This is a genomic window from Paraflavitalea sp. CAU 1676 (genome assembly GCF_029223285.1).
In the GTDB taxonomy this organism is placed as follows: domain Bacteria; phylum Bacteroidota; class Bacteroidia; order Chitinophagales; family Chitinophagaceae; genus Paraflavitalea.
In genome coordinates this window covers 49,376-63,008 of the sequence record NZ_JARHUJ010000015.1, presented here as the reverse complement: position 1 = coordinate 63,008, position 13,633 = coordinate 49,376, and the positions used below count along the sequence as shown (strand labels likewise).

6 protein-coding genes are annotated in these 13,633 nt (G+C 49.5%); 2 read left to right on the top strand and 4 right to left on the bottom strand.

Annotated elements, in window-relative coordinates; all coding sequences use genetic code 11:
- Window positions 1-2: 2 nt before the first annotated feature.
- Window positions 3-1,958: a sensor histidine kinase gene (locus tag P2H89_RS34940; RefSeq protein ID WP_275836156.1), complete on the bottom strand. Its 1,956-nt coding sequence runs from the start codon at window positions 1,956-1,958 to the stop codon at window positions 3-5.
- 160 nt (window positions 1,959-2,118) lie between these two features.
- Between P2H89_RS34940 and P2H89_RS34935 the strand changes: the two genes are divergently transcribed.
- Both P2H89_RS34935 and P2H89_RS34930 read left to right on the top strand, forming a co-directional pair.
- Window positions 2,119-3,159: a right-handed parallel beta-helix repeat-containing protein gene (locus P2H89_RS34935; RefSeq protein ID WP_275836154.1), complete on the top strand. Its 1,041-nt coding sequence runs from the start codon at window positions 2,119-2,121 to the stop codon at window positions 3,157-3,159.
- Window positions 3,160-3,289: 130 nt separating this feature from the next.
- Window positions 3,290-9,136, top strand: coding sequence for a CARDB domain-containing protein (locus P2H89_RS34930; protein ID WP_275836151.1), 5,847 nt, complete (start codon window positions 3,290-3,292; stop codon window positions 9,134-9,136).
- An 87-nt stretch (window positions 9,137-9,223) separates the two neighbouring features.
- Here the strand turns inward: P2H89_RS34930 and P2H89_RS34925 are convergent, their stop codons facing one another.
- The 3 genes from P2H89_RS34925 to P2H89_RS34915 all read right to left on the bottom strand — a co-directional run bounded on the left by P2H89_RS34925 (window position 9,224) and on the right by P2H89_RS34915 (window position 13,539).
- On the bottom strand, window positions 9,224-10,159 hold the full coding sequence (locus tag P2H89_RS34925) for an AraC family transcriptional regulator (protein WP_275836150.1): 936 nt from the start codon (window positions 10,157-10,159) through the stop codon (window positions 9,224-9,226).
- A 447-nt stretch (window positions 10,160-10,606) separates the two neighbouring features.
- On the bottom strand, window positions 10,607-11,986 hold the full coding sequence (locus P2H89_RS34920; protein ID WP_275836148.1) for a Dyp-type peroxidase domain-containing protein: 1,380 nt from the start codon (window positions 11,984-11,986) through the stop codon (window positions 10,607-10,609).
- Window positions 11,987-12,267: 281 nt separating this feature from the next.
- Window positions 12,268-13,539, bottom strand: coding sequence for a DUF1343 domain-containing protein (locus P2H89_RS34915; protein ID WP_275836147.1), 1,272 nt, complete (start codon window positions 13,537-13,539; stop codon window positions 12,268-12,270).
- Window positions 13,540-13,633 lie beyond the last annotated feature (94 nt).

Below are 13,633 nucleotides of genomic sequence, written 5' to 3'. Positions count from 1 at the left end.
GTTCATACCGGTAATTCTATTAAGATGGATGTTCCTTTGCCGGGAGCCGATTGAATGTCCATTGTCCCGTTAATATATTCTATCCGGCTTTGTATATTGCTCCAGCCGATGCCCCTTGGTTGTTGTAAGCGGGCTTTGTCCAGGCCCTTGCCGTCATCCTCCACCGTGATCGTTATTCCCGATTCATTTTTGATCAATTGTACGAGGGCAGTATTGGCGCCGGCATGTTTCAGGGTATTGTTTATCAGTTCCTGCACGATGCGGTAAATGACGATGGCGGTATTGGACGATATCACGGCATTTTCCATGCCGCTGGACTGGTATTGTAGTTTGATGCTGACCGACTGGCGGATATCACTGCAAAAATCGCGGAGGGCTGTATCGAGCCCGAATTTCACCAGGGCCTCCGGCATCAGGTTATGGGCCACTCTTCTCATTTCACTGATAGAACTATCGAGCAGGTCAATTCCCCGCTCGAAGGAGCGCAGGTTCTCCTGGTCCATGAGGAGATTGCCTTTCAATGTACTAAACGACGATTTGATTCCGGATAACATGCCCCCCAGACCATCGTGCAGGTCTTTGGCGAGGCGGGTACGCTCCTGTTCCTCTCCCTGCAATACCGCTTCGGTGGCAGCCAGTTGTTTCTCGGTCTGCAATTCGTTGATGCGTTTTTGTTGCAGGGCTTGTTTCTGACGATAGTTGCGCCACACCAACAGGGCGATGAACAATAGCGATACTGCGCTGCCAATGAGTATGTAATTAATAATATTCTTTTGGCGAATGCGGAGTTTCTGTAATGCCTGGTCCGCTTCCAGTTGCTTTATGCGGATTTCCTTCTTCTCGGTTTCGTATTTCTTTTCCAGTTCGGACGATTGTTGGGAGGAAACTTCACGTATCATGACCTCCAGCTTGGTACTCATACTATCGTCGAACTGCAGGCCCTGTTCAAATTCTTTTTCGGCATAAGCTATACTGGAGAGGAGGCGATAGATCGTTGCTTCCTCCAGCTTATACTGCCATGTTTGACTCAGCGCAAGTGCCTGGTGGGCATAGGTTTTAGCCTGTGCTAGTTTTCCTTGCTGCAAAGAGAAGGTAGCCAGGCTGCGAAGCGCTGTGGTTTCTCCGTCGGTGGCGCCCAGGCGACGATACAGGACCAGGCTTTCCTGTGCATATTGCATCGCCAGCGGCCAATTGCGCGCCTGCAAGGCTACTGCTGCCAGGTTTTGTTGTACCACTGAAATGACCCGCACATCACCAACTGCTTTTCCAATACGCAGCGCTTCTTCGAGAGCAACCACACCCTGCCTCCATTGATTGGTAATTTGATAGCTGAGCGATAGGTTGATCAGGAATTTAGCCAGTAGTTCTTTCTGCTCCAGTTTACGCGCCAGCGCCACCGCTTTTTCTCCATAACCGATTGCCTTTTGGTATTGAGCCCGGCGGTAATATAATACCTGCAGCGCATCATTGACCTGTGCTTCAATTAGTGGATTGCCCAGCTTATCAATGATGGTAAGGCCCTTGAGGCAATACTCTATAGATTTCTCAAAGCCGGACCTTTCACGATAGTTGATGCCGATATTGAACAGCGATATGCCGATACTGAGCGAATCTTTCATCAGCTCTGCCATCGCCAGCGCTTTTTCCTGGTAATAGAGCGATGAATCGAAATTGCCCTGCAGCATACAAACATTGCCATAGAGGCTTAGGTATTTATACTCACCCCATTTGTATTTTATTTCCCGGCTTAGCTTACCAGCCAGGTTGAAATAATATTTGGCTGTTGCCGGTTCATTGTTCTCGTACGATTCACCGATATCGCAGAGTAACAGAATTTTAGCGGTGTCGGCCTTAACACCAGGCAACCGCTTCAACAGGCTGTCGCTTTTAGCAGACTGCGACCAGGCGGCAAGGCTTGCTACCGATACGATTATGATGATTAATATTCTTCTATGCATACGAACAGGTAATACAGGTTGAGGGATGGGCAAATAAACAACTTCTATGTTTCACGCCGGTCCCCGTTTTCCATGATTTTTCCGGGTCTGAAAAACTCCTGTTTTTCGGGGATAGGCGGAGACCGGCGGCGGGATACTTTTACCGCCTAAATTTAAATATATGAAGTATTTATCCTTATTTGTCCTGGCAACAGGAATGAGCTTATCGACCCAGGCCAAGATCTGGAGATTGAACAACAATGCTGGTGTAGTGGCCGACTTTACCACCTTCCAGGCAGCCGCTTTATCGTCGACGGTGTCACCCGGCGACACGCTGTACCTGGAGCCCAGCAACACTACTTACTGGACCAACAGTTTCACCCTGGCTAAGAAGCTTATCGTTGTGGGCGCCGGTTATCTGCTGGACCCTGCCAATACCTCGTTTCCCGGTAACCCAGGTCTGCAAACCTCAACCATAGAAGCGAAAATTGGCGGTTTGCAACTGGGACCAGATGCCAGCGGCAGTAAATTTATCGGTGTTCAATTTGATGGTACATTCTACCTGAGTAATACCAGCAATATTACCGCAGAGCGTGTCTATTTTCCAAATACGTATGTAGGTTTCTATGCGGGAACCAGTACCAATATCGTATTCCGCAAATGCTACTTTTACAGCACCAATATCAATCAGCAGGCCAATACGTCGGGTAGCAATGTTCTGATAGAAAACAATATCTTCAATTCCTCCAATATCAACCTTCCGGCCATCACAGGCTCCAACAATATTGTCAGGAACAATAGCTTCAGCAATACGAACAGCTTGACACTGGTAAAGTCCTTTTTCATTAACAATATCGTTGGCGCCAACGCTCAGAGCATTTTGACCGATTGTACGATCAAGAACAACATTTTCCAGATCGCTCAAACTTTGCCAGCTACAGCTACCAACAATATCCTAAGCGTGGCTATGGCCGATGTGTATGAGGCCACCGGTAGTTTTGATGGAAAGTATAAATTGAAAGCTACTTCTCCAGCCAAGGGCAAGGGTTTAACGATTGGCAGTGTTGTAAATCCAGATTGTGGAGCCTTTGGAGCTACGGATCCTTATGTACTGTCTGGCATTCCCAATATTCCAACGATCTACACTTTTACTGCACCCACGTCCATTCCGTCGGGCACGCCTACGATGAACGTGACATTCAGTACCCGCAACAACAATTAAATATATGCTGATAGCGGCAGGCGTAACATTCCACCCTGGTTACCGACTGCCACTAGCTGTCAAAAGATGGTTGTGCTGCTAAAGCACTTCCGCACTGATGTGATTGACCGAACAGCCTAAATAATCAGCAATGAAAAAATATGTAATGACGCTCATAGGGTGGGCAATGGCCATATTGGCTTTTGCGCAGGATGATCCCCCTCCCTACCCGCCGTCAAGAAACTTACCGGAAAATATCGTTGCGGCGGAATACTTCGTCGACAACGACCCTGGATTTGGACAGGGAATAGCTTTGGCCCTTACTCCCGCGGGCAATATCAGCAATACCACTGTTTCTATCAATGTGAACGGATTGAGCAACGGCATTCACCGCCTCTATATCCGCGTTCGGAATGCCGAGGGAAGCTGGAGCTTAGTGAGCCTGAAAGAGTTCCTGTACGATCAGGATCCTTTCTATACTACGACTCCCCTTGCTCCTAAACAAATTATCGCAGCCGAATACTTCATCGATACGGACCCAGGATATGGAAAGGGTACAGCTATTGCGATAAGTCCCGGCGTTGACATCAGCACCGTTCCGGTGCCCGTCAATGTCAATGGGCTTTCCAACGGCAACCACCGCCTGCATATCCGCTCCCAAAATGCGGATGGCTCCTGGAGCCAGGTTATCATTCATGAATTTTCGGTGGATTTCAATCCGCCTTATGCCAATATTCCGTTGGCTCCGGAAAATATCGTGGCTGCCGAATATTTCTTTGATATTGATCCCGGCCACGGGTTGGGAACGAGTATACCCATTACCCCGGGTACAGACCTTTCTAACCTTTCTACCAATGTGCAAACCAGTGCCCTGAGCGTTGGCTCGCACCGCGTTTACCTGCGTACTAAAAACCAGGAAGGCAAGTGGAGCATTACCCGGATGCTGGAATTTGTCGTTAACCTGGATCCGGAATATGCAACAGCACCACCCGCAGCGAAACCGGTTGTCGCTGCCGAGTATTTTATCGATACGGACCCCGGTGCCGGCAAAGGCCAAGCCATACCTATTACACCGAATGTTGAGCTTAACACTATCAATGTTCAGGCTGCCACTAATGGTTTAGCGTTGGGCATTCACCGGTTGTACCTGCGCACACGCAGTACCGAAGGGCATTGGAGTATTACGGAAGTGCGTGAGTTTAGTGTAAGCGAAGACCCGGATTACACACCTGCTCCTTTACCGGCACAGAACGTCGTTGCCGCCGAATACTTCATCGATACCGATCCCGGTATGGGTAAAGGGATCACGATCCCTGTCGCTCCTGCTACGGATATCAGCAATATCAATGTGGTGGTCAACACCGCAGGATTGAGCGATGCCTTTCACCGGCTTTACATCCGCACACGCAATCAGGAAGGTCGCTGGAGCATTACCTACGATTCAGCTTTCTATGTAGGAACGCTGGTGCCCAGCTGGACACTCGAACCGGCAGGTGGCCACGACTTTGGCAATGTTGTTGTCAATGCTACCGGCAACTTCAACTTCACCATCCGGAATACCGGCGATGCGCCCCTTACGCTGACCAATGTAACGCTGGGTGATCCCGCCTTCAAAGCAGTGTTTACGGCCAATACGGTGATTACCGCTCGCAACACGCTTACGATCCCGGTATCCTTCAAACCCACGGGAGTAGGTGCTTACACCGCCGAACTAAAGGTCACTACTTCAACTGCCGGGGTTGCCCCTGCCACAACGCAGGTAAGCGGCCATGGATACACTCCAGCTACGCCGCCCGTGTTGAAATGGGTCACTAGTGGTTCGTATGGCGGTAATACCGGTGTTGATCCCGGCATAGGGCAACCAGGATTGTTTACCTATAAGATCGTTTACCAATCGGCCGATAACAGGGCTCCGCAGGCTGGCTATCCCAAAGTTGGCATCGACCTCAATGGCGACCAGGACTTCGATGACCTTGGCGAAGGCACGTTTGCCATGACCAAAGCGGGCACCGGTACAGATTATGCAGCCGGTGTTACTTATGAATATTCCTTTAACCAGGAGGCGGTCAACAATTCGATGGGCTATCAGTTCTTTGCAGCAGATGCCAATGGCAACACAGGCAATTCTGCTTTTAAGACTGGTCCGGTAGTCACCTATAACCAACCCGACCTGCGCATCTTTGCGAATGACATCACGTTCAGCAAGAGCAATCCAAGGCCGGGAGAAGCCTTTACCGTAACAGCGCGCGTCTCGAACAGTACAGCGCATGCTGCAACTGATGTGAAAGTGAAATTCTACCGTGAGAATACGCCCATCGACAGTGTGGTCATTGCCACGATCAACGGCAACTCGAATGTTACTGTATCAAGAACGCTTCAGTTCGAGTTCGATGGGTTCTTCCCCATCAAGGTTTGGGTCGACAGCGCCAATACACTAGGCGATGTCAATATCCTGAACAACTATGCCATCCGGCCGATCACGGTAGGTGCTCCTGCTCTGCCAGGCGGCATTACCCTATCTGCCTCGCATAAACTGCAAACATGCCCGCAGGTAAGTACGGTGATCAGCGGCAAGGCCGTTTATTTTGGTACGGGCACAGCTACCGCTGTGGCCGGCGCGGAAGTAACCATCAAACTGGGCACATTGGAGATCAAGACAACAACAAACTCTAATGGCGACTTCAGCTACCTGCTGCCCAATACGGTTTGCGGCAGTAGTCTTACTTACACCGTAAGTGTAACAGACTTCACGTTCACCAGTTCGTTGCTCACCAAAGCCATTTCGATTCCCTGCTCCAGTACTACCGAGTGTCTGCCGCCCCGCAATAACGGCGGCGCCGTGATCATGTACAATACTTCCCCCTGCACGAAAGTAGTGGGCGGTAATGCGCAGTTGGGCATTAAGTTGAAATACCGCGAAAGCGATATCAATAATATGTGGCGAGCGAACGATGACATCCGGTTCGATACGCTCCGCTTGTACAAAAATGGCGTGCTGTTCTATGAATTCGGTAGTGCCGATGCCCCGTGGGCGCCGGGCAACGAGCGTATCATCAACGAGTTTGTTCCGCTTAACAGCACTGATCCGGTAACTATCCGGGCTGTATTGACTTATACTTATGTAGAGTACCGGCAGATTCCATCGCCAACCTATCATGGAAGCTGGCAGAAGATCACGGTAGAAGGTAGTTCCACCTTTACACCCGATGCTGCTGAATCGGATCTTGACCTCCGGAACTTCAAACAAACAGGTCATACCAGCTTCAGCTTCGACAACGCCAACCTGCGTTGCGTGGATGCCGGTGCACACAACGTCAATATCTACGACTCCATCCCCGGTGGTTCATTCATCCTGCTGCATAGTCATTCATTGCCTGGCGTAATGAAAGGCAACGCTGTTGCCATCGGTTACAGCAAGGCCGACCTGGCACCTGGCAGGCACTATCTGCGGATCGTTACCGACGCAGACGGCATGGTTTCCGAAGCCGATGAGGCCAACAACGTACTGGATGCGATGATCGTGGTTCCGGAAACGGACCTGCTCATTACGGCATTGAAGCCATCTAGCACCTATATGCCCAAAGGTGAAACGGTGACCTTCAGCGCTACGGTCAAAAACCAGGGACGTCAGGCTGGTCCATTTAAAGTTGGATTTAGCATTGGCGGTGTTGCGTTGGGCACTAAAAAGGCCATCCTTGGTCTCGGGGAAAATGCAACCATAACGGTTGTGTCCGATCCATATGTGATTCCCAGTGATGAAAAGGAATGTGGGTTTTCCGTCCGCGCAGTGGCCGACGTGGATAATGAGGTGAATGAATCGAGCAACAGCAATAACGCTGATGTTGTAAGCATTGGTACCGACCTCGTTCCGTTCCAGCGCGGTAATGAAACAGGTTCCGGTAATAACCCAGCCGTGATAAGGGTACATAAGGAAGGTCAGTTCTTCCCGGCTGTCCGGAATTATGGCAACCGCGATGTAAGAGATGTTACTGTTAAGTATACGCTCAATGGCGTTCGCCTTGGCGGTGAAGTACTGCCGATCGTAAAGGCAGGTGAACAGTTCAGGGCTGCCGGCAGCTTCAAATATACCTTTACTACACCAGGCGACTATGTGGTGCAGGTAGAGGCCGATACCAGCGGGCAATTCTGCGAGACTGCTGAGAACAACAATACCGGCACCTTCCATATCCGGGTGGTTGACAGCAAGCAGGATCTCGAAGTGCTTTCACAATACATTTCACCCAGCAGCCTCAACCCGGCTTCGGGCCAAAGTATTACGCTGGTAGGTACGGTTAAAAACACCGGCGGCAAGGCTTCGCAGGCCAATGTGCTTCGCTTCCTGGTGGATGATATCCAGCTCGGCGCCGATGTCGCGATCAACGGGCTACAGCCTGGCAAGGATACCACCGTTGAAGCCACTGCCAATTATTCTTCGCTCATTACCGGCGTAAAGGTGATGAAGATCGTAGTTGACCCGGCCAATACCGCCGATGAAGAACGGGAAGACAACAACGTTGCCACCCGTACACTGATCGTAGGTGCGGCGCCGGACCTGGCAGCCAATGGCCTGCATCCGATCAGCTTTAATCCGAGTGGATTCAAAGCTGGTGATAGTGTCACGATCTCCTATGCGATCCGGAACAAGGGAACGCAAAATGGATCAGCCTGGGTAAGGTTCCTGATCCTGAGCGAGAACGGTTCCGTTACAGCGATAGATAGTGTTGAGGTAAGCCTGGCCGGCGGTGCCAATACAGTGGCCAGTGTTAAGATGCTGTTCAGTAACGCGAAAGGCTCAGTGATTGCCGAGATCGTGAATGCATCGCCTGCGGAATTTGATCTCATCAACAATACCGCGACGCAAACCTATAGCGCTGTGGTAGCACTTGATAACAACATCACGGTAGCAGGCGATCTCGATATGAAGAACGGATTGCCCGGACAACTGCCGGGCTGGATTGGCGGTAAACTGGTGTTGGGTGATCATGACCTGGTGATCAACGGTACATTGAAGAACTTCGATGCCGACCATTTCGTGGTGACCAACGGTACCGGTAAACTGACCATCGCAAACAACGATGCCGACAAGGTATTCCCCGTGGGAACCACAGAAGGCAGCAGCAATTTCCTCAAGATCCAGAATGCTGGTGTGCCGGATCAATACTCAGTAGGCGTATTGCCTTACGTATTGAAGCAGGGCACCAGCGGCGATACCATCAGGCAGGGTTTTGTAAACCGTACCTGGCTGATCGAAGAAGGAACAATCGGCGGCAGCAATGCCACTGTTACCTTCTATTGGGATGCTACACACGAACAGCCCCTGTTTGACCGCGATCAGTCGCGCGCTGCCCACTACACCTCTACCTGGGACCTTGGCGATCAGGGTACGGCAGCCATCGATTCAATTGGCCGCTACCGGAAAGTGCAGACTGGCTACACCAGCTTCTCGCCTTTCGCCGTGGCAAGCGGTAGTGGTGCACTACCCATCAGACTGATCTCTTTCAACGTATCGGTCAGGCAAAAAGATGCCGAACTGGTATGGAGATCGGAAGCTGAAGTGGATACCAAACATTTTGTGGTTGAACACAGTGCAGATGGTGCTCATTTTACAGCCGTGGGTACGGTGACGGCGATGAATGCTGCCGGCGTGCACACCTATCGTTTCACGCATCATGACCTATCCGATGGTCCTCATTATTACCGACTCCGGATGGTTGACCAGGACGAAACCTTTACCCACTCGATGATCAGAAGGGTAGAGATAAGTAATCAGGCCACCATGCGGGTGTTCCCCAATCCTGCACAAGGCCGCATTACGATCAGCGGTCTGGCAACGAATGGTATAGTGCGGATCATGACCATGGATGGAAAACCGGTGAAACTATTGCGTACACAGGGAACCACGCTCGTGGCCGACGTTAGCGGCCTGGCGCAGGGTACTTATGTTGTGCAGTACAACAACCAGGGTCAACAGCAACAAGTGATACTGATAAAACAATAGCGTTTATCTTTTAACTTAAAAAGGCCATCCCTTTACCGGGATGGCCTTTTTATTTTTTTATTCACTCGTTCGTTTCTTCGTTGTAAATCACCGAATTACATCAACACTGGTATATTGCCAATGCTTCGGCGTGATGCCTTCCGACTTCTTAAATGCGCGGATAAAATAATTAACATCGGTGAAGCCGCATTGCTGGCTTACGCTGGTGACTGTATTCTTCCTGTCGGCCAGTAACTGGCGCGCCAGCCTGATGCGTTCGCGGGTAATGTATTCGAGGGGGGTGATGCCAAACTGTTCTTTAAACCATTTAAAGAACATGTTGCGGCTGAGGTAAGCTTTACGGCTCAACTCGTCGATGGCTATTTTTTCGAGCAGGTGCTCCTGGATATAATGAAGCACATATTGCATACGGTTGCTGTTAGTATTGTCCACGCAATCGGCGGCCGCCTTGGTAAGGCGCTGGCTTTGCATGAGTCGTATGAACAGTTCTTTCAGGCTGAGATCGGCAAATATGTTCTTTGTTTTATCGTCGCTGCTGCAAATGCGTATGAGCTTGTTGATGATGGCAGAAATCTCGTTATCGTTGTCGAAGTGGTATTCATTGAACTTCAGCTTCCATTCGAATTGTTCATGTTTATCGCTTTGGTAGTATTCATTGAGGTAATGAAATATCTGGTTGATGTAGGTGCCGTCGACGGTGAGCGCAATGCATTGCGTAGGATCCGAGAACTGTGCCTCGGGAAAGTCGATCGTCATGGGTTCATTGGCCGGGATGATGGTGGTTTCGCCGGGGAGGTATTCGAAACCGGGCTCGCCAAAAAGGTGCATGATCTTTTTACCGCGTACCATGCTGCTGATAGTTAGATCGTTAAACCTAAGTGGAACCCTGTAGGCTGCCTGATAGCTTTCGTACACGTTGAACTCGCAGTTATGAAGATTATAGACCCGCCGGTTTTCCACCAATGTATCCAGGCGATCGGGCGGGGTGAGGTCGATCGGGTGTAGAAAATTCTTTGCAGGCATGGCTATAGGTTTGGCTTTTTGAAGTTAGTTGTCTTCTCCCAAAAAAGGAAACAAAGGGTACAATCGTGCTATATTTAAGTACGAAAATGCACCCAATTAGGCCATAATTTTTGAAAATTAGCATAAATAATTAAGTGTAATTAGTCCTTTATCAATATTGTAGTTCAGAATAGTGTGGATCGTACTGGGTAGCAGCGCTGTATTAGACTGGAAATAACGACGTTACAGGAACGGAGGTAAAGAAAATGACCAAAAAGTTTTTAGGCAGGTTTCGAGGCGAATTTGGGGCGGCCGGATGGCCGCCCTTATTTTTTGGCCGGCGGATGCCGGGGACGGTAAACAAGCGTGGCAAACGACAATTTACCCATTATTGATGATGCCGGGATTGAATAGCCGTAGAGGTGTTTTTCCCGCTTTTTTAGTCCGGTGCTTCCGGACTTCACTTTTTCAGGGCTTCAATTTTTTCAGGAACGGAATACTCGGCGCGAAGAAATACTCTCCGCCTTTCAGTGTGACAAATTGATTGAAAGTTCCTTTGCGCACCTGACCGTTTTGCCCGTATTGAAAAGGAAACTCATATTTAAAAGCGTCAGACGCGTCGGCAGCAGGCTGACCAATTATCGCATCGATGCCCAGCTTACTGGTCCCGCTGGTCGTGTAGTCATTGGCCAGACGTTGAACTTCTTCAAATTGCTTTTCAATACTGACCTGGTAACACATAAAGAGCAGACCTACTCCTTTTTCGGGAAAAGAATCAGTATCGTGTTCCGAATCTTTCACTTTACCTTTTGTTCCGTAGGGAATTCCCCTGCGCGCTATCAGCGGGGTCTTTGGGGTATTGCGGCGGGAATTGGTTTTCCGGATGTGCGCAAAATATGGGCATCGCGTAGAAGACTCCTTTTGTTCCAGGTCGGTTTTGCCATAATTGAAATTGTTGTACATACCGCCGCCGATCATGCCTTCATCATCGGTTAGCCTGACGGGAGAGCCATCTTCAAAACGCCCTACGAGGTAGGCCCCTCCCAGTTCTCCCAGGTCCAGCGCTTCTTCGGCTTCTTTAAACCCTTTTACGTTTTGTTCGAGCTTCCTGAATACGAAGTAACTACCGTAGGCCTCCTGGTCTTCAGCATAGGGGTCTTTGTGTAGCACTTCAAATATATCTGCCGCCGGGTTGAAATGTGCATTGCCGGCATCTGTGCGATGGCTTTTCATGTATCGCTCCACTTCATCTTTCAGGAATAATGGCTGGCTGATACCATCTACATAACCAAAATGCTCGATGCCATCATCATTCTCGTTGCGCAATACATTGCCGTTTTCCATGGTAGCAATATCTGCAATGCCGGTTACCGAATCGATGATATCCCTGATACCCCGGATCAACCTGGCCGCATCATCATCGGCGAGAAGCACCATGGCATGAATTTCACCCTGGTATCCTTTTTCCCATTGTTCCTTTACCGGATCATTGATCTTTTCCCGACGCCCTTTCATGCCCTTCAGGAATCCCTGATCGGTTAACATGACATCGACATTTTCATAATCAAGAGCACGATAACCGGCTGCCGTGATAAAAAAGGCAGTAAACATCCCGCCTTTTACCGCATTGCGGTTGTATCGCTCCCTTTCGAATAACTGTTTTTTGAAACTGGTGAGTTGTGGTGCAAGTTCTGTCCGTATCCAGGCGCGGGCTGCTTTTTCTTTCGATTTATAAAAACGCAGGAAAAGATGCGCTGTCAGGTCCCTGCCATGCCCCTTGAGAATATTGCCCTGCAGTTTTGACAATAACGGATCATCGGAAAAATCCATTGGGTCTATCAGTTTCATACCGTCGGTTTTGGTGAATAGAATTAATGTTTACCCGGTACAAAAATGATGGCTGTGCACGCTTTCTTCAAGGGTGAAAGCACCGTTATGACTGGCGTTATTTCACCGATGTCCGCCGGGTGTAATAACCGGCTGACCAATAGCCAGCATCCCTACAACAGGGCGTCGTTGGGCTGTCCCTGCAAAGAAAAAGCCCGCCAGGGCGGGCCATTTCTTTTACGATTTGGGGGATTTTGACGGTTGGGGTCAGTCCCTTTTCTATACACAAGTGGGCTGCTCTATTATGGATACAACAGGTACTTTTTACGCATCTTTTTGTATTGGCTGAGGCCCGGCTCCCATGATTTGTAGATCTCCTCTACGGTAGCGCCGGCAATGATCTGTTTCCGGAGGTTTTCGGTGCCGGCCAGTTTATCAAAATTGCCGATCTCTTTGCTTTGGGATTTATCGAAGAACCTGGCTTTGTCGGGATAGGCATTGTACATCTCCATGAGCCATTGCACATGTATACGCTTTGTTTTGCGCAGGTTGTCGATGCTGTACTTGCGCAGATCGAGTCCATAGCAATCCGTATCCTGGTGGAGGGGATTCTCCTTCATACCAGGTATACTCTTGGGGCGGAAGCTGAACTCATACTTGCCTTTCAACAATGGTGCGCCCAATACAGTGAACGGGAAATAGGTTCCCCGGCCCTGGCTCACGATCGTTCCTTCGAACAGACAAAGGGTTGGATACAACATAATGGATTGCGTTGTATTCAAATTAGGAGAAGGCGCTACCGGCGGCGCATAAGGCATATCATGTGTATAGCCAGCACATTTGATGATGCGCAACTTACATTTAACCTTCTTCTCGAGCCATCCTTCACCATTGAGCATCTGGGCAAACTCGCCCAGGGTAAGGCCATGGGTAATGGGTATCTTAAACTTGCCAATACCCGAATGAAGATGATCTTCGAGGATCGGACCGTCGACGATGAAACCATTGGGATTGGGGCGGTCGAATATCAGGAGCTCCTTATTGTTCTCGGCACAGGTTTCCATGATATTGGCCAGCGTATTGATATAGGTGTAAAAACGGCATCCTACATCCTGCATATCGTAGATCATGATATCGATCTCATCCATGTGTTCTTTGGAAGGCTTCCTGTTCTTTCCATAGAGCGAGATGACAGGGATGCCGGTAGCCGAATCGATAAAATCTCCTACATGCGCACCATTGCTGGCGTTGCCGCGGAATCCATGCTCGGGCCCGAATATCTTTACGATCTTAACGCCCATCTTCAACATACTGTCGATGCTGGCTTTTTTGCCAATGATGGAAGTGTTGTTGCCAACAAAACCTACCCGCTTGCCTTTGAGATAAGGCAGGTACAATTTTGTTTGGTCGGCGCCGGTCATGAATTTGGGTGCGGCTGTTGCAGTAACAGCCGGCTTGTCGCCATGGGCAATAGAAGTGGATACAACTTCGGTCGGTACAGACTTTTTGAAGCTGCTGGCGCCAATAACACCCAGCGTCAAAAGAGCGGTTGCAGGGAAGAATAATCTATTCATATCTTTTTTGTGGTGAGGGTAAAGTAAAAAGATATTTATGACTCCCGGAAATAATAAAACATGCAAAAACCTGCACCAGCGCACAAAAAAAATA